The organism is Microbaculum marinisediminis, assembly GCF_025397915.1.
Classification (GTDB): Bacteria; Pseudomonadota; Alphaproteobacteria; order Rhizobiales; family Tepidamorphaceae; genus Microbaculum; species Microbaculum marinisediminis.
Genome location: NZ_JALIDZ010000006.1, coordinates 300,621 through 321,297, shown reverse-complemented (window position 1 = coordinate 321,297; position 20,677 = coordinate 300,621). Strand labels below are relative to the sequence as shown.

The 20,677-nt window shown below is 66.2% G+C and carries 21 protein-coding genes; 12 read left to right on the top strand and 9 right to left on the bottom strand.

Annotated features, from left to right (window positions below; translation table 11 throughout):
- Window positions 1–33: 33 nt before the first annotated feature.
- The 3 genes from MUB46_RS15225 to fabD form a co-directional block, all read right to left on the bottom strand.
- Window positions 34–270 carry an acyl carrier protein gene (locus MUB46_RS15225; protein ID WP_261616789.1) on the bottom strand — a complete coding sequence of 79 codons (237 nt, stop codon included), beginning with the start codon at window positions 268–270 and terminating at the stop codon, window positions 34–36.
- A 224-nt stretch (window positions 271–494) separates the two neighbouring features.
- Window positions 495–1,232: a 3-oxoacyl-[acyl-carrier-protein] reductase gene (gene fabG / locus MUB46_RS15220; RefSeq protein ID WP_261616788.1), complete on the bottom strand. Its 738-nt coding sequence runs from the start codon at window positions 1,230–1,232 to the stop codon at window positions 495–497.
- 43 nt (window positions 1,233–1,275) lie between these two features.
- Window positions 1,276–2,217, bottom strand: coding sequence for an ACP S-malonyltransferase (gene fabD, locus MUB46_RS15215; RefSeq protein ID WP_261616787.1), 942 nt, complete (start codon window positions 2,215–2,217; stop codon window positions 1,276–1,278).
- 429 nt (window positions 2,218–2,646) lie between these two features.
- Here fabD and rpsF point away from each other — a divergent pair, with 429 nt between their 5' ends.
- From rpsF to MUB46_RS15165, 10 genes are all read left to right on the top strand, one after another.
- Window positions 2,647–3,129, top strand: a complete 483-nt coding sequence (gene rpsF / locus MUB46_RS15210) for a 30S ribosomal protein S6 (RefSeq protein ID WP_261616786.1) — start codon at window positions 2,647–2,649, stop codon at window positions 3,127–3,129.
- Window positions 3,129–3,383 carry a 30S ribosomal protein S18 gene (gene rpsR / locus MUB46_RS15205; RefSeq protein WP_261616785.1) on the top strand — a complete coding sequence of 85 codons (255 nt, stop codon included), beginning with the start codon at window positions 3,129–3,131 and terminating at the stop codon, window positions 3,381–3,383. The genes rpsF and rpsR overlap by 1 nt, the downstream gene beginning before the upstream one ends.
- Before the next feature lie 231 nt (window positions 3,384–3,614).
- A complete protein-coding gene (gene rplI / locus MUB46_RS15200) occupies window positions 3,615–4,220 on the top strand; it encodes a 50S ribosomal protein L9 (RefSeq protein ID WP_261616784.1) in 606 nt (201 codons plus the stop codon).
- A gap of 122 nt (window positions 4,221–4,342) precedes the next feature.
- Window positions 4,343–5,596, top strand: a complete 1,254-nt coding sequence (locus MUB46_RS15195) for a cyclopropane fatty acid synthase (RefSeq protein WP_261616783.1) — start codon at window positions 4,343–4,345, stop codon at window positions 5,594–5,596.
- A gap of 134 nt (window positions 5,597–5,730) precedes the next feature.
- Window positions 5,731–7,227, top strand: a complete 1,497-nt coding sequence (locus MUB46_RS15190; RefSeq protein WP_261616782.1) for a replicative DNA helicase — start codon at window positions 5,731–5,733, stop codon at window positions 7,225–7,227.
- Window positions 7,224–8,369, top strand: a complete 1,146-nt coding sequence (gene alr / locus MUB46_RS15185) for an alanine racemase (protein WP_261616781.1) — start codon at window positions 7,224–7,226, stop codon at window positions 8,367–8,369. Before MUB46_RS15190 ends, alr begins: the two co-directional genes overlap by 4 nt.
- 1 nt (window position 8,370) lies before the next feature.
- Window positions 8,371–9,762, top strand: coding sequence for a DNA repair protein RadA (gene radA, locus MUB46_RS15180; RefSeq protein ID WP_261616780.1), 1,392 nt, complete (start codon window positions 8,371–8,373; stop codon window positions 9,760–9,762).
- A gap of 95 nt (window positions 9,763–9,857) precedes the next feature.
- A complete protein-coding gene (locus tag MUB46_RS15175) occupies window positions 9,858–10,511 on the top strand; it encodes a CvpA family protein (RefSeq protein ID WP_261616779.1) in 654 nt (217 codons plus the stop codon).
- Between the two features lie 48 nt (window positions 10,512–10,559).
- Window positions 10,560–12,050 carry an amidophosphoribosyltransferase gene (gene purF, locus MUB46_RS15170; RefSeq protein WP_261616778.1) on the top strand — a complete coding sequence of 497 codons (1,491 nt, stop codon included), beginning with the start codon at window positions 10,560–10,562 and terminating at the stop codon, window positions 12,048–12,050.
- Window positions 12,051–12,061: 11 nt separating this feature from the next.
- Window positions 12,062–12,814 (top strand): SDR family NAD(P)-dependent oxidoreductase, encoded by a 753-nt coding sequence (locus MUB46_RS15165; RefSeq protein ID WP_261616777.1) that lies wholly within the window; start codon window positions 12,062–12,064, stop codon window positions 12,812–12,814.
- On the opposite strand, the gene der is transcribed toward MUB46_RS15165, so the two are convergent.
- The 6 genes from der to MUB46_RS15135 all read right to left on the bottom strand — a co-directional run bounded on the left by der (window position 12,811) and on the right by MUB46_RS15135 (window position 19,126).
- Window positions 12,811–14,169 carry a ribosome biogenesis GTPase Der gene (der, locus tag MUB46_RS15160; protein WP_261616776.1) on the bottom strand — a complete coding sequence of 453 codons (1,359 nt, stop codon included), beginning with the start codon at window positions 14,167–14,169 and terminating at the stop codon, window positions 12,811–12,813. The two genes, MUB46_RS15165 and der, sit on opposite strands and share 4 nt — an antisense overlap.
- A gap of 24 nt (window positions 14,170–14,193) precedes the next feature.
- Complete coding sequence (locus tag MUB46_RS15155; protein ID WP_261616775.1) at window positions 14,194–15,567, bottom strand: outer membrane protein assembly factor BamB family protein; 1,374 nt, start codon at window positions 15,565–15,567, stop codon at window positions 14,194–14,196.
- Entirely contained in the window at window positions 15,567–16,262 is a 696-nt protein-coding gene (locus MUB46_RS15150) for a tetratricopeptide repeat protein (protein WP_261616774.1), read from the bottom strand. The genes MUB46_RS15155 and MUB46_RS15150 overlap by 1 nt, the downstream gene beginning before the upstream one ends.
- A gap of 225 nt (window positions 16,263–16,487) precedes the next feature.
- Window positions 16,488–17,966 (bottom strand): Asp-tRNA(Asn)/Glu-tRNA(Gln) amidotransferase subunit GatA, encoded by a 1,479-nt coding sequence (gatA, locus tag MUB46_RS15145; RefSeq protein ID WP_261616773.1) that lies wholly within the window; start codon window positions 17,964–17,966, stop codon window positions 16,488–16,490.
- Between the two features lie 58 nt (window positions 17,967–18,024).
- A complete protein-coding gene (gene gatC / locus MUB46_RS15140) occupies window positions 18,025–18,312 on the bottom strand; it encodes an Asp-tRNA(Asn)/Glu-tRNA(Gln) amidotransferase subunit GatC (RefSeq protein ID WP_261616772.1) in 288 nt (95 codons plus the stop codon).
- Between the two features lie 112 nt (window positions 18,313–18,424).
- A complete protein-coding gene (locus MUB46_RS15135; protein WP_261616771.1) occupies window positions 18,425–19,126 on the bottom strand; it encodes a metal-dependent hydrolase in 702 nt (233 codons plus the stop codon).
- A gap of 118 nt (window positions 19,127–19,244) precedes the next feature.
- Between MUB46_RS15135 and ruvX the strand changes: the two genes are divergently transcribed.
- Together ruvX and MUB46_RS15125 are read left to right on the top strand one after the other, a co-directional pair.
- On the top strand, window positions 19,245–19,715 hold the full coding sequence (gene ruvX / locus MUB46_RS15130; protein ID WP_261616770.1) for a Holliday junction resolvase RuvX: 471 nt from the start codon (window positions 19,245–19,247) through the stop codon (window positions 19,713–19,715).
- 11 nt (window positions 19,716–19,726) lie between these two features.
- Window positions 19,727–20,659: an AEC family transporter gene (locus MUB46_RS15125; RefSeq protein ID WP_261616769.1), complete on the top strand. Its 933-nt coding sequence runs from the start codon at window positions 19,727–19,729 to the stop codon at window positions 20,657–20,659.
- Window positions 20,660–20,677 lie beyond the last annotated feature (18 nt).

The following is a 20,677-nucleotide window of genomic DNA, read 5'->3' as shown; positions in this document are numbered from 1 at the left end:
AAACGGACCATGAACCGATTGCCCCGCCCGATGTCACGACGCGTTCTTCTCGAGAAACTTGACCGCGTCGCCGACCGTGAGGATGGTCTCGGCGGCATCGTCCGGAATTTCGCAGCCGAACTCTTCCTCGAAGGCCATCACGAGCTCGACCGTATCAAGGCTGTCGGCGCCGAGATCGTCGATAAAGCTGGCGTTCTCGCTGACCTTGTCAGCCTCAACGCCGAGGTGCTCGACAACGATCTTCTTCACACGTTCTGCAATGTCGCTCATCCTGTCATCCCCGATAGCAAATATCGTTTACACCAGTGCCGTTCAGATTATCGGGAAGGGCGCAAGGCGGACCAAGCCTCCTTCGGATGCCGCATCCGTATTCTGTCCGGGTTCCCGACCATGCGGCCGACACCCGAGGCTCGCGGCTAGTAACACACTTTCCCGATATTGACCAGAATTCGCCCGCCCCGATCCATCTTGTTGGGGATCGGCAGCGAACGCATTCAGATCATTGCCATTCCTCCGTTCACATGGAGGGTCTGCCCCGTCACATACGCCGCCTCGTCGCTGGCCAGATAGAGGACCGCGGCGGCGATGTCATCAGAGGTGCCGAGACGTCCGGCCGGAACCCGGCCGAGAACAGCCTCGCGCTGTTTCTCGTTGAGCGCGTCTGTCATCGCCGTCTCGATGAAGCCCGGCGCGACGCAATTAACGGTGATGCCGCGCGACGCGACTTCCTGGGCCAGGGACTTGGACATGCCAATCATGCCCGCCTTCGCCGCGGCGTAGTTGCCCTGACCGGGATTGCCGGTAACGCCGACAACCGAGGTGATGCCGATGATTCGCCCGGACCGGCGACGCATCATGCCCTTCACGGCGGCGCGCGTGAGCCGGAACGCGGCAGTCAGGTTCACCACCAGAACGGTATCCCACTCCTCGTCCTTCATGCGCATGAAGATGTTGTCGCGGGTGATTCCGGCGTTGTTGACGAGAATGTCGAGATCGCCAATCGCCTCTTCGGCCTTGCCGACGAGGCCGTCGACCGCTTCGGCGTCCTGGAGATTGCAGACAACGGGATGAGCCCGATCGCCGAGTTCGGCGGCCAGCGCATCGAGCGCTTCCTGTCGCGTTCCCGAGATGGCGACCGTCGCGCCCTGGGCATGAAGGGTGCGGGCAACGGCTCCGCCAATGCCACCGGTCGCGCCCGTCACGAGCGCTGTCTTTCCCGTCAAATCAAACATGTAACCTCCAAATGATGACGACGGCGCCTTGCGCTTCCGGCCGTCAGGATCGCGAGGCGAGATACGCCGCGATGTCATCCGGGGCGCCAACGGCGGCGCCCTTCAGCGAACGGTCGATGCGGCGCGTCAGGCCAGTCAGCACCTTGCCGGCGCCGACCTCCTTGAAGTCGGTCACGCCTTGCCCGGCCATCCACTCAACGCATTCGCGCCAGCGAACCGTGCCGGTGACCTGCTCGACGAGCCGCTTGCGGATCTCGTCGGGGTCGGACACGGGGCCCGCGACGACGTTGGCGACCACCGGAACGACCGGGGCCTTCACCTCGGTTTCGGCCAGTGCCGCCTGCATCACCTCGGCGGCCGGCGCCATCATAGCGCAATGGAACGGCGCGCTTACCGGCAACATGATCGCCTTCATCGCGCCCTTGGCGGTCGCGATTTCACAGGCCCGCTCGACCGCGGCCTTCGCGCCGCTGACGACGACCTGGCCGGGGGCATTGTCGTTGGCGGCCTGGCAGACCTCGCCCTGGGCGGCCTCCTGCGCCACCTCGAGCGCCGCCTGATAGTCGAGGCCGAGCAGCGCGGCCATGGCGCCCTCGCCGACCGGAACGGCGGCCTGCATCGCCTTGCCGCGGGTCCGGAGCAGCTTCGCGGTGTCGGAAAGCGTGAGCGCGCCGGCGGCGGCAAGCGCGGAATATTCGCCGAGCGAGTGGCCAGCGACGTAACGCGCTGCCGACGCGACCGAAATTCCCTCGGCTTCCAGCGCGCGGACAACGGCCATCGAGACCGCCATCAGCGCCGGCTGAGCGTTCTCGGTCAGCGTCAGGCGGTCGTCCGGGCCGTCCCAGATCACCTCAGACAGCTTGTCGCCGAGCGCGTCGTCAACCTCTTCGAATACGGCGCGCGCGGCCGGATAGGCGTCGGCCAGGGCCTTGCCCATACCGACGGCCTGACTGCCCTGCCCCGGAAACACGAATGCCGTAGTCATGTCGCTTGCCTGAAATATCTCTTGCCGGCACTCCGCGCCGGATCGCGGCCCGCACAGACACGCTGGCGCCCGGTATGTCAAGACGTGCCGCCGCGTACCTGTGTATACCCTCGGGTGCTTATCGCCAGCGAAAACACACTGGCGCCCCGCTTTCAGGGTGGCGCCGGGTCAGCCGGACGCGACCGTCGACAGGTTGCCGGCACGCACCGTCATGCTTGCGTTTTCGGACCGATCGAGTATATGAGCCCGGTTCCGGTCGTGCTTTGGCCGGAGGCTGAACGGAAGGCCGGATTTCAAGACCGGCAGGGCGCGTTGCCCGACTTCCCGTGTCTCCGCTCTCGAGACCTTGTTTCGAACGCCTTTCCTTTAAGGCTTCGAAGAGGCTTTGCGCCGAAGGCGACCATCGTTGAAACGGAAAGGCAAATATCAATGCCACTCTACGAGCACGTGTTCCTGGCCCGCCAGGACGTGTCAGCGCAGCAGGTCGAGACGCTGACCGAACAGTACAAGGCCGTCATCGAGCAAAATGGCGGTACCATCGCAAAGACCGAATACTGGGGCGTCCGCCCGCTGTCGTTCCGGATCAAGAAGAACCGGAAGGCGCATTACTCGCTCATGAATATCGACGCCCCGCACGCGGCGGTGGCCGAGATGGAGCGTCAGATGCGCATCAGCGACGACATCCTGCGCTTCATGACCATCCGTGTCGAAGAGCACGAAGAAGGCCAGTCGGCGATCCTGGTTCGGCGCGAACGCGACGACCGCCGTGGTCCGCGTGACCGGGGCGACCGCGGTGACAGAGGTGACCGCGGTGACAGAGGTGACCGGGGCGACAGAGGTGACCGCGGCGATCGGGGCGAGCGCCGTCCGCGAACCAGCGAAGGCTCCGCCAGCGAGGGGGGTAAAGAGTAATGTCCATTCCGAATATCGCACAGCTGCCGGTCCGTCGGCCGTTTCACCGCCGTCGCAAGACCTGCCCGTTCTCCGGCGCCGACGCCCCGAAGATCGATTACAAGGACGTGAAGCTGCTGCAGCGCTACATTTCGGAGCGCGGCAAGATCGTTCCGAGCCGCATCACGGCGGTGTCGCAGAAGAAGCAGCGCGAGCTCGCCAAGGCGATCAAGCGCGCCCGCTTCCTGGGCCTTCTGCCCTATATCGTGAAGTAAGTATCGATTTCACCGCGCCGCGGGCCCTGCCCGCGGCGCTTTCTGGTTGGGTTGGCATTCCATCGAATAGCCGGCTCTAACCGCCGAACCGGCGGGACAGCTGAGACGATGACAAACACCATCGTACCGCACATGCCGATCACGCGTTTCGGGCGCTCGCGCGCCTGCAAGCTGGTCAGCATGCGTCCTGCCGGAACCAGGATCCACTAATCCATTCCGGGAGTAAAAGTGATGGAAGTCATCCTTCTCGAACGCATCGCAAAACTTGGCCAGATGGGCGACGTCGTGCGAGTGCGCGACGGATTCGCGCGCAATTTCCTGCTGCCGCAGAAGAAGGCGCTGCGCGCCACCGAGACCAACCGCCAGCTCTTCGAGCAGCAGCGCGCCCAACTTGAGGCCCGTAACCTCGAGCTCAGGTCGGAAGCCGAGGCCGTCGCGTCCAAGATGAACGGCTTTGCCGTGGTGCTGATCCGTCAGGCCAGCGAGCGCGGCCAGCTCTACGGTTCCGTGTCCAGCCGCGATATCGCCGATGCGCTGACCGAAGCCGGTCTCTCGGTCACCCGCGGCCAGGTGGTTCTCAATTCGCCGATCAAGACCTTGGGCCTGACCGAGGTCCCGGTCCGCCTGCATCCGGAAGTCGACGCGACCGTCACCGTCAATGCGGCCCGCTCGGAAGAAGAAGCCGAGCGTCAGGCGCGCGGCGAGGATGTGACGATCGAGGCCGAGGAAGAAGAAGAGCTGGAAGCCGAAGAGTTCTTCGAGGAAGACGCCGAAGCCGAGGCGGAAGAGACCGCCGAGACGGGTGTCGACGAGGCCTCGGACGCCGAAAAACTCTAAACCAACAGTACGACGGCCGGAAATTTCCGGCCGTCGCCCCTATTCCCCCGATTGAACCCGACCGCCGCTTGATGTTTTAATTTCCATCAGCGTCGCAGTCTGCATTGGGTTGACCGGGGGAAATGAACGGTCTGCTTCACTACGCTCTGTCGAAGGTCGCCAGGGAAGGCGACCTGCACGTCACCGACCACAGGGGCGTCACCCGGGTCTACGGGGACGGCACGGGCGAACCCGTCCATGTTCGCTTTACGACGGCGGCGGTGGAACGGGCGGTGGTCTCCAATCCCGAGCTCAAGCTCGGCGAAGCCTATATGGACGGCACCTTCGTCGTCGAAAAAGGCTCGATCTACGATTTCCTCGACATCGTCCTGCGCCGCGACGATCCCACGCACCTGCCGTGGTGGATCATCGCCGAGCGCGTCTACCGCTACCTCACCCGCCGCGTCCGGCAGTTCAATCCGATCGGCAAGGCCAAGGACAACGTCGCCCATCACTACGATCTCGACGGGCGCATGTACGACTTGTTCCTCGATTCCGACAGGCAATATTCCTGCGCCTATTTCGAGACCCCGACCGCGACGCTGGAGCAGGCCCAGCTCGCCAAGAAGCGGCATCTGGCCGCCAAGTTGCAGATCGAGAAGGGCCAGCGCGTGCTCGACATCGGTTCGGGCTGGGGCGGGTTGGGCCTCTATATCGCCGAGACCAACCCCGTTTCCGTCGTCGGCGTGACACTCAGCGAGGAACAACACGCGCTGAGCCGGTCGCGCGCCGAGAAGAAGGAACTGGACGACCGCGTCGATTTCCGCCTGCAGGACTATCGTACGCTCGAGGGCAAGTTCGACCGTATCGTCTCGGTGGGCATGTTCGAGCATGTCGGTGTCGGCCACTATCCGGAATTCTTCGCCAAGGTCCGCGATCTCCTCACCGACGACGGCGTGATGGTTCTGCACTCCATCGGCCGCTTCGGCCCGCCCGGGGAGACAAATTCCTGGATCCAGAAGTACATCTTCCCCGGCGGCTATATCCCCTCGCTGTCGGAAGTGCTGCCGGTGATCGAGAAGACCGGCTTGTTCGTCACCGATATCGAGATCCTTCGACTGCACTATGCGGAGACGCTGAGGGAGTGGCGCCGCCGCTTCCTGGCCAATTGCGAGCAGGCGGCCGGGCTCTACGACGAGCGCTTCTGCCGGATGTGGGAGTTCTACCTGGCCGGATCGGAAGTCTCGTTCCGCAATCAGGGCATGATGAACTTCCAGATCCAGCTCTCCAAGACGCTGGAGACCGTGCCGCTGACACGCGGCTATATCGGCGATGCCGAAGAGGCGCTGCGCAAGCGCGACAGCGCGCTGATTCCCCGCAAGGAAGCGGCGGAGTGAGTCGTCAAGTGGCTTCGCGATTCCAAGTTTAGAATCTGTTAACTAATTGGATAGCGTGAATGCGTTAGCCTATTGCCTCGAGTGCGCGCCGATTCGGGCAGGCCAGCGCATCGCGAATCTGCCACTAACGAGCCATGACGATCCAGGCCCTCCCCCGGCCGCTCGACGAGCGGCAAGACAGTGAATACCGCGCGGCCCCGCACAACATCGAGGCTGAACAGGCGCTTTTGGGCGCGATCCTCGTCAACAACGAGGCGTTCTACCGGGTCTCGGATTTCCTGGCGCCCGAGCACTTCTTCGAGTCGGTGCACCAGCGCATCTTCGATGTCATCAGCCAGCTGATTCGCGGCAACAAGACGGCCACGCCGGTCACGCTGAAGACCTTCCTGGAACGCGACGAGCCGATTGGCGAGATTCCGGTCACCCAGTATCTCGCCCGCCTCGCCGCCGCCGCGACCACGGTCATCAACGCCGAAGACTACGGGCGCACGATCTACGAGCTCGCCACCCGCCGGCGGCTGATTTCGATCGGCGAGGACATGGTCAACCTGGCCTACGACGCCCCGGTCGACATGCCGCCGGCCCAGCAGATCGCGCAGACCGAGCAGCGGCTGTTCGAACTCGCCGAGACGGGCAAGTACGGGTCCGGCTTCCTGCGGTTCGCCGAGGCGCTCAAGGATGCCATCGATATGGCCAGCAAGGCCTATCAGCGCGACGGGCACTTGTCCGGCATCTCGTCGGGCCTGCGCGACCTCGACGAAACGCTCGGCGGTCTGCAGCCCTCCGACCTGGTCATTCTGGCCGGCCGCCCCGCCATGGGTAAGACCGCGCTTGCGACCAACATCGCCTTCCATATCGCCGCCCGCTACAAGGCCCAGACGCTGCCCGACGGGCGGGTCGAGGCCCTCGACGGCGGCATCGTCGGCTTCTTCTCGCTGGAAATGTCGCCCGAGCAGCTCGCCACCCGTATCATATCCGAGCAGGCGGCTGTCGCCTCCGAGACGATCCGGCGCGGCAAGACGACCCGGGAGGAATTCGACCGGCTGGTGGATGTCGCCACGCAGCTTCAGTCGATCCCGTTCTACATCGACGCCACCGGCGGCCTGTCGATCGCCCAGCTCGCCGCCCGCGCCCGCCGGCTCAAGCGGCAGAAGGGGCTCGACATGCTGGTGATCGACTACCTGCAGCTGCTGCAGGGCTCGAGCCGGCGGTCACAGGACAGCCGCGTGCAGGAGATCACCGAAATCACCACGGGCCTCAAGGCGTTAGCCAAGGAACTGAACGTGCCGATTCTGGCACTGTCGCAGCTTTCGCGTCAGGTCGAAGCGCGGGAGGACAAGCGCCCGCAACTCGCCGACCTTCGTGAATCCGGCTCGATCGAGCAGGACGCCGACGTGGTGATGTTCGTCTATCGCGAAGAATACTACCTCAAGGGCAAGAAGCCGCGCGAAGGCACGCCGGAATTCGAGACGTGGCAGGACGAGATGGCGCTGGCGCACGGGCTCGCCGAGGTTATCATCGCCAAGCAGCGCCATGGTCCGACCGGCACGGTGAACCTGTCCTTCCAGGCCGAATTCACCCGCTTCGAGAACCTGGCCTCCGATGCAAGGTTGCCGGAACGGATCGAATGACAGGCCGAAAGCACGATTTTCCCGACGACCTTCAGGATTTCGAAGTCGCCGGTCGCCTCACCATTGATCTTTCGGCTCTGAAGGCGAACTGGAAGGCCCTGGCCCGGCGCGCCGAGCCCGCCGAAGCGGCCGCCGTCGTCAAGGCGGACGCCTACGGGCTGGGCATCGAACGCGTCGTCCCCGCGCTGGCCGAAGCCGGCTGCAAGACCTTCTTCGTGGCGATCCTGTCGGAAGCGCGTCGGGTGCGCATGGCCGCCCCGGATGCGACGATCTACGTGCTGGAGGGCCTGGCCTACGGCGCCGCGTCCGTCTTCCGCGACTATGCCGTTCGCCCGGTTCTGGGCAGCCTCGAGGAAATCGACCATTGGGCCGGCCATTGCCGGCAATGGGGCCAGTCCCTGCCCGCGGCCGTCCACGTCGATACCGGCATGACCCGGCTCGGCCTGACGCTGGCCGAAGCCGACGCGCTGGCCGAGGATCCCTCGCATTTCGATCATTTCCGGCTCGCCCTGGTGATGAGCCATCTCGCCTGCGCCGATACGCCGGACCATCCGCTGAACCGCGAGCAGCTGAGGCGGTTCACCGACCTGCGCAAGCGCCTGCCCGACGCGCCGGCGTCCCTCGCCAATTCTGCGGGAACAATCATCGGCGGAGACTTCCTTTTCGATCTGGTGCGCCCGGGCGTGGCGATCTACGGCGGTCGCGCCGTCGGCGGCATTCCCAATCCCATGCGCCCGGTCATCACCGTCGAGGCGCGCGTCATCCGCATTCGCGAGGCCACTGCCGGCACGCCGGTCGGCTACAGCGGGGCCGAACGGCTGATGCGCGACAGCCGGCTCGCGATCCTGTCGGCCGGCTACGCAGACGGCTACCTGCGCGCCGGCGGCTCCGCCGACGGGCGGCCCGGCGCCGAGGTCACCATCAATGGCCAGGCCGCGCCGGTGGTCGGCCGCGTCTCCATGGACATGATCGCCGTGGACATCACCGATTTCGACGAAAACGCCGTCAAAACAGGCGATTACGTCGAACTTCTTGGAAATCGATTCACCGTCGACGATCTCGCCGACAAGGCCGGCACAATCGGCTACGAGATCCTGACGAACCTGGGCCGCCGCTTCCGGCATATCGTCAAGGACGGCTGAGGTGGCCCGGCGAACCACCCAGTATGTCTGCCAGACCTGCGGCGCGGTCAGCTCCAAGTGGGCCGGCCGCTGCGAATCCTGCGGCACCTGGAACTCGCTTATCGAGGATTCCGACGGCGGGCCGCTCGCGTCGCCCGGCCTGAAGCCCGGCAAGGGCCGGGTCATCGACCTGCAGCCGCTCGCCGGCACCACCGAGGATGCGCCGCGTACGCCCAGCGGCATGGAGGAACTGGACCGGGTCACCGGCGGGGGCTTCGTGCGCGGATCGGCGATCCTGATCGGCGGCGATCCCGGCATCGGCAAGTCGACCCTGCTGATCCAGACGGCGGCGGCCGTCGCCGAAAGCGGACGACGTGTGGTCTACGTCTCGGGCGAAGAGGCGATCGGCCAGATCCGCCTTCGCGCCGAACGGCTGGCGCTTGGCGAGGCCGCCGTCGCGCTCGCCGCGGAGACCAGGATCGAGGATATCCTGGCAACCGTCTCGACCGGTACGCCCCCGGACGTGCTGATCATCGATTCGATCCAGACCATGTGGACGGAAACGGTCGATTCGACGCCGGGGACCGTCACCCAGATCCGCGCAACCTCACAGGCACTGATCCGGTTCGCCAAACGGAGCGGCACCACGGTCATCCTCGTCGGGCACGTCACCAAGGACGGCCAGATCGCCGGGCCGCGCGTGGTCGAACACATGGTCGACGCGGTGCTCTACTTCGAGGGCGACGGGGCACACCGCTTCCGCATCCTGCGTTCGGTCAAGAACCGATTCGGGCCAACGGACGAGATCGGCGTCTTCGAGATGTCCGGCAAGGGCCTGATCGAGGTCCCCAACCCGTCGGCCCTGTTCCTCGGCGACCGGGATGCGGCAAGCCCCGGAGCCGCCGTCTTCGCCGGCATGGAGGGCACGCGGCCGCTCCTCGTCGAGATGCAGGCGCTCGTCGCGCCCTCCCCGCTCGGCACGCCGCGGCGCGCCGTCGTCGGCTGGGATTCGAGCCGTCTTTCGATGGTGCTGGCCGTGCTCGACGCCCATTGCGGCCTGAAGCTCGGCGGGCACGACATCTATCTCAATGTCGCCGGCGGCCTGCGAATCATCGAGCCGGCCGCCGATCTCGCCGCCGCGGCGGCGCTGGTTTCTTCCCTGGCACAGGCGCCGCTGCCCGCCGATGCGGTGTTTTTCGGCGAGATCAGCCTGTCGGGCGCGGTGCGCTCCGTCGCGCATGCCTCGGCGCGGCTGCGCGAGGCCCAAAAGCTGGGGTTTTCCAAGGCATTGGCTCCTGCCGGCAATATCGCCGAGGCCGGTGACGCGCCGCCGATCCCGATCGATCCGATCGAGTCTCTCGCCGGCCTGGTGGCGCGGATCGCTGCCGAAGCGCCCAAACGCGACCAGGATTGAGCCCGAGTCTGGGGATTTTGGCTGCGATGCGTTTGCGCCATCTGGAAATTCGGCGTAATTAACCTCGGCTCGCGCAACGGAGGCTCCCCGCGAAAATGGTGATTACGGGGCTCGATTTCATAGTCGTAGCGATCATGCTGATCTCGGCGCTGCTCGCCATGGTGCGCGGGCTGACGCGGGAGGTGCTGTCGATCGCCTCATGGGTCGTCGCCGCCGGCGCGACGCTCTACTTCTTTCCGCGCTTCCAGGCGGACGTACGGGCGATGGTGGAGCCGAACTGGCTGGCCGACATCTCGCTCGCCGTCGGCATCTTCGTGATCACGCTCATCGTCGTGTCATTCATCACGATGCGCATCTCCGACTTCATCCTGGACAGCCGGATCGGCGCGCTCGACCGCACGCTCGGATTCATTTTCGGCCTTTTCAGGGGTCTACTTCTCGTCGTGATCGCCTATATGTTCCTCGTCTGGCTCGTGCCGGTCGAGAACCAGCCAAACTGGATCCGCGACGCCCGTTCGGCGCCGATCCTGAAACAGACCGGCGATGCGATCATCGCGCTTCTGCCCGAGGACCCGGAAAAGGCGATCCTCGAGAAGCTGCGCAATCGCGGCGGTCCAGGCGAGGAAGCGCCCGCCCCCGAAGGGGACGACGCAGCAGGAAACGGCGACCAGACGGATCAGAGTTACCAGCCCACCGAAAGGCAGGGCCTCAACCAGTTGCTCGACAGTACGCGCGGCGCCAACCAGTAATGGTCCCCGGCTCCGCGCGGACTGCGCGGCGCCGACCCGGAGCACCCGATGACACACCCCGACGAGGGTCAAAATACCTGCCCAGGTGACGTGGCTAATGACGTCGAGGGCGATTTTCTGCGTGAGAAATGCGGCGTCTTCGGCGTCTTCGGCCATCCCGACGCCGCCGCTTTCACCGCGCTCGGCCTGCACGCCCTGCAGCATCGCGGACAGGAAGCGGCCGGAATCGTCACCTTCGACGGCCGGCACTTTCATTCCGAGCGGCGGATGGGACTGGTCGGCGACCACTTCTCCAAGGCCTCGGTGATCGATCGGCTTGCCGGCGAGGCCGCCATCGGGCACTGCCGCTACGCCACCACCGGCGACACGATCATGCGCAACGTCCAGCCGCTCTATGCCGACCTGGCCGGCGGCGGCATCGCGGTCTGCCATAACGGCAACCTGACCAATGCGCTGTCTTTGCGCCGCCAGCTCATCCGCGACGGCGCGATCTGTCAGTCGACGTCGGACACCGAGGTGATGCTTCACCTCATAGCACGCAGCACGAAACCGCGCCTCGTCGACAAGTTCATCGACGCCCTGCGCCAGATCGAAGGCGCCTATTCGCTGGTGGCGCTGACCAACAAGAAGCTGATCGGCGCGCGGGACCCGCTTGGAATCCGCCCGCTGGTGCTCGGCGACCTCGACGGTACGCCGATCCTCGCGTCGGAAACCTGCGCGCTCGACATCATCGGCGCGCGCTACGTCCGCGACGTCGAGAACGGCGAGGTCGTCGTGATCTCGAAGGACGGCATCGAATCGCACAAGCCGTTTCCGCCGCAGAAGGTGCGTCCCTGCATCTTCGAATACATCTATTTCGCGCGGCCCGACTCGGTCGTCGGCGGCAAGAGCGTCTATGAGGTGCGCAAGCGCATGGGCCAGGAGCTGGCCAGCGACCGGCCCGTGCCCGCCGATGTCGTCGTGCCGGTGCCCGATTCCGGCGTGCCGGCGGCGATCGGCTATTCGCAAGCGTCCGGCATCCCCTTCGAGCTCGGAATCATCCGGAACCATTATGTCGGCCGCACCTTCATCGAGCCGACCCAGCAGATCCGCGCGCTCGGCGTGCGCCTGAAGCACAGCGCCAACCGCAGCCAGATCGCCGGCAAGCGCGTCGTCCTCATCGACGACAGCCTGGTGCGCGGCACGACCTCGGCGCGTATCGTGCAGATGATCCGCGAGGCGGGCGCGAAGGAAGTGCATATGCGCATCGCCAGCCCGCCGATCACCCATCCCGACTATTACGGCATCGACACGCCGGAAAAGGAAAACCTGCTCGCCTCTCAGATGAGCCTGGAGGAGATGTGCAAGTTCATCGGCGCGGACACGCTGGACTTCCTGTCGGTCGATGGCATCTATCGCGCCATGGGGCATAACCATCGCGACGCCGACGAGCCGCAGTACACCGACCACTGCTTCACCGGCGACTATCCGACGACGCTGACCGACAAGAGCGCCTCCGAACGCGACGAGCACCTTTCGCTTCTGGCCGAAACCGGATAGTTCGCAGCGCCATGGAACGTCGTCTGGAAAACCGCATCGCGGTCGTCACCGGTGCGTCGCGCGGCATCGGCCGCGCCGCCGCCATCGCCCTTGCCCGCGAGGGCGCGCACATCATCGCCATAGCCCGCACCACCGGCGCGCTTGAGGAGCTCGACGACGAGATCCGGAAAGCCGGATCGAGCGCCACCCTCGTGCCGTTCTCGCTTGCCGATATGGCGGCGATCGACCGGCTGGGCGGCGCAATCCACAAGCGCTGGGGCAAGCTCGACATTCTCGTCGGCAACGCCGGCATCGCCGGCGCGCTCACGCCTGTCGGCCATATCCGCGCCAAGGACTGGGACGAGGCCATCGCCGTCAATCTGACCGCCAACTGGCGGCTGATCCGCTCGCTCGATCCGTTGATGCGCCAGTCGGACGCCGCCCGCGCGGTGTTCGTGACCTCGGGCCTCGCCCATATGGGCCAGCCCTACCATTCGGCCTATGCGGCCTCGAAGGCGGGGCTGGAGCTTCTGGCGCGGACCTATGCCGCCGAGGTCGAGCAGTTCGGCATCAAGGTGAACCTGTTCGGGCCCGGCCGGGTGTTCACCCGCATGCAGCAGATGCTGTTCCGCGGCCAGGATCTCTCCGACCTGCCGAAGCCCGAGGACGTGGCGCCCGCGATCGTCGAGATGGTGCTGCCCGCCCAGACCCATAACGGGCTGATCTACAGCTTCCCGCAGAAGACCTGGCTCAGGCCGCAGCCGCCGGCGCCGATCGACGGCTAGCTCTTCTCGTACGGGTTCTCGGTCTTGCGCAGGTACAGGCGCACCGGCACGCCGACGAGATCGAACGCCTCACGCAGGCCATTCAGCAGATAGCGCCGGTAGGATTCGGGAAGCGCGTCGACGCGCGTTCCAAACGTGATGAAGGTCGGCGGACGGCTCGCGCCCTGGGTCACGTAGCGCAGCTTGATGCGCCGGCCGGCGACCGCCGGCGGGGGATGGTGCTCGATCAAGGCCGCGAACCAGCGGTTCAGCTCCGATGTCGGCACACGCCGCTCCCAGCGCTCGCGCACCTTGAAGACCGCCTGCATGAGCTTCGGCAGACCGTAGCCGGTCAGCGCCGAGACCGGGACAAGCGGCATGCCGCGCACCTGCGGCAGCAGACGGTCGGCCATCTCGCGCAGCTCGCGGATGCGGGTGTCGGGCTCCTCGCAGCGGTCCCACTTGTTAACGGCGATGACAAGCGCACGGCCCTCACGCGTCACCAGATCGGCGATCTGCAGATCCTGCTTCTCGAAGGGCATCTGCTCGTCGACGACGAGGATCACCACCTCGGCGGCCCGGATCGCGCGTAGCGCATCCCCGACGGACAGCTTCTCCAGCTTCTCCTGCACCCGCGCCTTGCGGCGCAGGCCGGCGGTATCGACCAGGCGGACCGGCCGGCCTTTCCATTCCCAGTCGACCGCGATCGCGTCGCGGGTGATGCCGGCTTCCGGGCCGGTCAGCATGCGATCTTCGCCGATCAGCCGATTGACGAGCGTCGACTTGCCCGCGTTCGGACGTCCGACGACGGCGATGCGGACCGTACCGTCGTCCTCCGGCGCCGCGGCCTCGTCTTCCGGCTGCTCGTCCGGCAGATGCGCCCGCAGGGCCTCGTGCAGGTCGGCAAGGCCGAGCCCGTGCTCGGCGGAAAAGGCGACCGGCTCGCCGAAGCCGAGCGCGAAGGACTCGTAGAAACCGGGATCGCCCGCTGCGCCCTCGCACTTGTTGGCGACGAGGACGACCGGCTTGCCGGTCTTGCGCAGCATGTCGGCGAAATGGCGGTCGGTCGGCGTCAGGCCGGCGCGCGCGTCGATCAGGAACAGCGACACGTCGGCCTCGTCGACGGCGCGCTCGGTCTGGGCGCGCATGCGGCCTTCCAGGCTTCCCGGATCGGCCTCCTCGAGACCGGCGGTATCGATCAGGGTGATCAGGAGATCGCCGAGTTCGGCGGTGCCCTCGCGACGGTCCCGGGTCACGCCCGGCCGGTCGTCGACGAGCGCGATCTTGCGGCCGACGAGCCGATTGAACAGCGTCGACTTGCCGACGTTGGGACGGCCGATGATCGCGACCTTGAGGGGCCGTAGCGGAGGCGCCATCGCCCTGCCCTTTCGCTCGTTCGCCTAGTTATAGGCGGTGAGCTTGCCCGAATTGTCGAGGACCAGAATGCGGCCACCGGCGGCGATCGGGTTGACATAGACGGGGCTGCCGACGGTCTGGGCGGATACGACCGACCCGCTCGAGGGATCGAGCGTGATGATCCGCCCGTCGGAGGTGCCGACCCAGAGCTGGCCGCCGGCCAGCAGCGGACCGGCAAGGCTGAACACGTCGTTCTTCTTCTTTTTCTTGTCTCCGGTCTCCGGCGTCAGGTCCGATATCCAGCGCACCGCACCGTTCTTGCGGTCGAGCGCGACAACGGTCCCGCCGAGCGTGGTCGCGAAGATCGCGTTGCCGGCGACCGCGGGCGTATGGGCGCTGGCGACGTTCTGCGCCCACAGGCGGTTGCCGTCCTTCACACTGACGCCGATCATCCGTCCCGAGACGGACACCGCGTAGACGGAGCCCTCGTAGACGACCGGAGACGCGGCGACATCGGTCAGACCGGAGACGGCGGTGAAGCGGCTGGCGCCGGTCAGCGCGTCGAGCCACTTCGGCTCGCCGTTCTCGGTGTCGAAGGACAGGATTTCGCCGGACGAATAGGGCACGATCACCTGATTGCCGACGACGGCCGGGCTCGCATTGCCCAGCACACCGGCCGAGGAGCCGATTCCCGAATAGGTCCATACGGTCTCGCCGGTATCGATGGCGATCGCGTAGACGATGTTGTCCGAGGAAACGACGTAGGCCTTGCCGTTGGCGATCGTCGGGGCGCTGCGCGCGGGCGCGCCGAGCTCGACCGACCAGAGGATTCCGCCGTCGTTCGCGCTGATGCCGGCGACGGTGCCATACCCCGTTGCGGCGATGACGAAACCACCCTCCGCGGCGACCCCGCCATTGAAGCTCGGGCTGTCTTCCTTCTCGGGCCTGAGCGAAACCGTCCAGCCGCGGCCGCCGCCGTTCAGACTATAGGCCGAAACGCTGGCCTTCTGATCCATGACGATGACAAGGCCGCGATAGACGATCGGCCGCGACGACAGGCGTCCCTTGCGGTCGACCTTGGCGACCGATGCCGCCCAGGTGGACCCGCCGCTGCCGACGGCGACGTTGCCGGGCGCGTTGGCGGCGTTGCCGCCAGGCTGCGACCAGTCGCCGATATCCTTGGCAGCCGGCAGACTGACCGGCGCGGCGGCGGCGGATTCATCGATCACTAGGCCGTCAGTGGACTGGATCACGGCGCGGCGCTCGCCCGGGAGACGCTTCTCCTTCTCCGCGAAGGGGTTGGCGACGAGGCTCAGGTCCTCAAGCGACGGCGCGCTGTCGCAAGCCGACAGGGCAAAGGCGCCGACCATGAGGACGGCCGGCAGGATCCGGGCCGATCGCGTACGAAATACCGCCATCACTGAGCATCCGTCGCAGCGTCGGCCTCGGTCGGGGCCGGGGCCGGGGCACGGTCGGCGGCGAGAAGCGCGATCATCAACTGAGCGCGCGCGCGCATCTCCTGCGGTGTTTCATTGTCACCGAGAAGTTCTTCGAAGCGCTGGGTCGCGACCTCGTAGTCGCCGGCCTGATAGGCGGCAAGGCCGAGAAGCTCCCGCGCCGACGCCCGCCATGGATTGCCTTCAACGGCCATCTGACCGACGCGCTGCTCGACGCCGGCGCGATCATTGGCTTCGAGCTGGAGATAGGCGGCGCGCACGCGGGCGACGTTGCGCAGATCGACTGGGAGCGCCGAATTGGAGGCGATGGCGTCGTAATCGGCGAGCGCGCCCTGCGCGTCGCCTGCCGCCGCCTTGCCGGCCGCGGCGCGCAGACGGGCAAGCGTACCGAAGCCGCCGCCTTCCTTGGCGATCGCCTCGAACGCGGCCTGGGCTTCTTCGGACTTGCCATCATCGGCAAGCTGCATCGCCTCGTAGTACTCGGCACCGGCCTGCGCAGCCTGCTGGGCGGAATACCATTCCCAGCCGCGCCAGCCCGCCGTGACCACGACGATCAAGACGGCAACGCCAATCACATAGGCCCCGAACCGGTCCCAGAGCTCCTTGGCCTGTTCCCGGCGGACATCTTCTTCGACTTCGCGAAAAATGTCGGACATTCAGTTCCGCCCGCGCTCTCTTTTCTCGACGCCGTACAATCGGCGGGCCCGTCCGGGCCGACAAAATATCGCGGCCGCCTGCCCGTCTGCAATCCCCGGCGCAAACAGACATGCGAACCATCGTTCGGCGCCCGTGATTAAGGGCTCATTGAGCCGATATCAAGGCTAACCCGACGCGGAGCGGTCCGCGTCGCGCCCGGATAAACCGCGTGTGCGGTCCGGAACTCAGGCCCACCAGCGCTTCGGCGCGAACGAGCCGGCGGCGTCTTCGACAACCTTGGCGGCCTGGAACAGTGTCGATTCGTCGAACGGACGGCCGATCAGTTGCAGCCCCAGCGGCAGACCTTCGGCATTGAGGCCGGCGGGAACGGCGATACCCGGCAGGCCGGCCATGTTGACCGTCACGGTGAAGACGTCGTTCAGGTACATCTCGATCGGCGAGGCCGTCGACATCGCCGCGACGCCGAAGGCGGCGGACGGCGTGGCGGGCGTCAGGATCGTGTCGATTCCGTCGGCGAAGACGGTCTCGAAATCGCGCTTGATCAGGGTGCGGACCTTCTGGGCGCGCAGGTAATAGGCGTCGTAGTAGCCCGCCGAGAGCACGTAGGTGCCGATCAGCACGCGGCGCTTCACCTCTGCGCCGAATCCCGCAGACCGGGATTTCTCGTACATGTCGACGATATCGTCGCCGTCGACGCGCAACCCGTAGCGCACGCCGTCGTAGCGGGCGAGGTTGGACGAGGCCTCGGCCGGCGCCACGATGTAATAGGCCGGCAGCGCATATTTCGTGTGCGGCAGCGAGATATCGACGAGTTCGGCGCCGGCATCCTTCAGCCAGGCGGCGCCCTTCTGCCACATCTCCTCGATCTCGGCGGGCATGCCGTCGATTCGGTACTCCTTCGGGATGCCGATGCGCATGCCCTTGATCGACTTGCCGATCGCCGCCTCGTAGTCCGGCACCTCGATATCCACGGACGTGGTGTCCTTTGGATCGACCGAGGCCATCGACTTCAGCATGATCGCCGCGTCGCGGACATCGCGGGCGATCGGCCCTGCCTGGTCCAGCGAGGACGCAAAGGCGACCGTCCCCCAGCGCGAGCAGCGCCCGTAGGTCGGCTTGATGCCGACCGTGCCGGTGAAGGCGGCCGGCTGGCGGATCGATCCGCCGGTGTCGGTGGCCGTGGCGCCGGCGCAGAGCCGCGCGGCGACCGCGGCCGCAGAGCCGCCGGACGACCCGCCCGGCACCAGATCGGCATTGTTGGCGTTCGACCGCCACGGGCTGATCACCGGGCCGTAGTAGGAGGTCTCGTTGGACGAGCCCATGGCGAACTCGTCCATGTTGAGCTTGCCGAGCATCACCGCGCCGTCGGCCCAAAGATTGGCGGTGACGGTCGATTCGTAGGTCGGCTTGAAGCCATCGAGCACGTGGCTGCCGGCCTGGCTGTGCACGCCCTCGGTGCAGAACAGGTCCTTGATGCCGAGCGGAATGCCTTCCAGCGGCCGCGCCTCGCCCGTCGCGATACGGGCGTCGGAAGCGGCGGCCATCTCGCGCGCCTTTTCCGGGGTTTCGGCGACATAGGCGTTCAGGCCGCGCGCCGCTTCCATCGCCTTCAGATAGGCGTCGGTCAGCTCGACGGCGGAGAGTGTCTTCGCCTTCAGGCCGTCACGGGCTTCGGCGATGGTCAGTTCGGTGAGATCGGTCATGTTCGTCAGTGCGTGGTCAGCGGTTCAGCGGTTTTCTTCAAGAAGCCCCGCAGGCGTCCTACTCGACGACCTTGGGCACGACGAAATAGTTGTCCTCGGTCTCCGGCGCGTTGGCGACGATGTCGGCGGCGATATCGCCGTCGGTCACTTCATCCTCGCGCTTCTTCATCGCAACCTGGACGACGGAGGTCATGGGCTCGACGTCGTCGACGTCGAGCTCGCTCAGTTGCTCCACCCAGCCGAGGATCGAGTTGAGCTCACCCTGGAGGCCCTGGGCCTCCTCCTCGCTCACGGCGATGCGGGCCAGTCGCGCGATGCGCTTCACGGTGTCGATGTCGACCGACATGGGACAGCTTCCGATGGACAGAGTATGAGAAAGGTCGCGCCGGCTATATCACCGGCGCGGGCGGCCCGGCAACCCGACGCCTCGCGCGCGGGGCGCAGGTCAGTCCCCGGACCTAGAGATCGACGGCGACGCCCCGGTCCGGCACCACCACGTTCAGCCCCGCCGCCTCGGCGACGAACTTGTCGGCCGTCTGGTCGATGATCGGGAAGGTGCCGTAGTGGCAGGGGATGATCGTGTCGAACGCGAAGTACTTGGTGCAGGCCATCGCGGCGAGCTTCGCGCCCATGGTGAAGCGGTCGCCGATCGGAACGATGCCGACGGTCGGTCGGTAGATCTCGTTGATCAGGCCCATGTCGGAGAAAATGTCGGTATCCCCCATGTGGTAGAGCACCTTGCCCTGCTCCGCCTTGGAGGCGACGACGACGCCGGCCGGATTGCCGAGATAGAGCGGCCTGCCACCGTCCTCGATCTCCGAGGAGGAATGCCATGCCTGGACGAAGGAGACGTCGAAGTTATCGAAGGACTGCGTGCCGCCGTGGTTGCCGGGACTGAAATTCTCGACGCCCCTGGCCGCCAGGTACATGCAGATCTCGAAATTGGCGATCAGCACCGCGCCCGTCGCCTTGCAGATATCGACCGTGTCGCCGATGTGATCGCTGTGGCCGTGGGTGAGCACCACGTGGGTGGCGCCGGCGCTTGCCTCCTCCACGGAGCCGTCCCAGGTCGGATTGCCGCTCAGGAACGGGTCGATCATGATGACGGCGTTGCCGGTCTCGACACGGAAGGCCGAGTGGCCGAACCAGGTTACCTTCATGGAAATCGCCTCCGTATTGGCGGCCGCGACGCCGCGTTTATCTCGTCTTGAGGTTATACACGGCCATTTCCCGCCAACAACCGCTGCCAGGCGCCGCGGTATCTGCTAGGAGGCGCCCATGACCGCGCCCACCGAAAACGCCGAAGAGTTCGCCGCCACCCTGCCGACACAGGGGGCGCTGCTCGGGATCGACCCCGGCGAAAAGACCATCGGCATCGCAATCTGCGACGCCGGATGGCGGATCGCCTCGCCGCTGCTCGGCCTGAAGAAAGCGAAGTTCAAGGAAAACGGGCCGGCCATCGGCAAGCTGTGCACGGACAACAAGGTCACCGGCATCGTCATCGGCCTGCCGCTCAACATGGACGGCACCGCCGGGCCCAAGGCGCAGGCGGCGCGCGCCTTCGCCCGCAACCTGGCCGGCGTCGTCGAACTGCCGATCCTCCTGTGGGACGAACGGCTGTCGACGGTTGCTGTCACACGGGCGATGATCGAGGCGGACACGAGCCGCAAGAAACGCGCCGAGATCGTCGACAAGGTCGCCGCCGCCTACATCCTGCAAGGCGCGCTCGACCGCCTCACCTCCCTTTAGCCAGGTCCGCCATGCATGCAGCCCTGTACAGTATCCTGCCCGTCCTCATCGTCATCGCGACGGGCTGGGCCATCCATCGTTTCGGCATCATCGACGACGCCGGCCGGGCGGGCATCGAGCGGCTCGCCTACTACGTTCTGTTTCCCTGCCTGATCGTGCTGACGCTGGCCAGTGCCGATTACGGCGCCCTGCCCTGGCAGGCGCTGGGCGCGACGCTGTTGCTCTCGGTGCTGACGATGACGGCGCTGTGCCTCGCCCTCTATCCCATCCTGAAGAACCGGTTCCGCGTGGACGGTCCCGCCTTCACCTCGGTGTTCCAGGGCGCGGCCCGGTGGAATACGTTCATCGCACTGGCGCTGTCGGGAAGCCTGTTCGGCAAGGAGGGGCTGACGCTGGTCGCCGTGGCGATCGTCGCCATGGTGCCGATCCTCAACCTGATATCCGTCGTCGTTCTGGCGCATCACGGCGGGACGACACGCCCGCCGGCGCGGATCCTGCTCCGGGAGATCGCGAAGAACCCGCTGATCATCGCCTGCGTCGTCGGCCTGGCGCTGAGCATTGCCGGCCTCTCGATCCCCGGGCCGATCGCGGCGAGCCTCGACATTTTCGGGCGCGCCGGCCTGGCCGTGGCGCTGGTTGCCGTCGGCCTCGGTCTCGATCTGTCATCACTGCGCCGTCCGGGGCCCGCCCATCTCTTCGGAACCGGGCTGAGGCTGATCGTGATGCCGGCGATCGGTCTGGTCTATGCATCGCTGTTCGGGCTCACCGGCACCGCGCTCGGCACCGCGGTGGTCGCCCTGGCGGTGCCGACGGCGTCGAACGGGTATCTGCTGGCGCGCCAGATGGGCGGCGACGCCAAGCTGATGGCCGAGATCATCACATTGCAGACGATGGCGGCGGCGATCACCCTGCCCCTGTGGCTCGCGCTGATGGCGCTCGCCTGAGGTTTGGATCTGCCTATT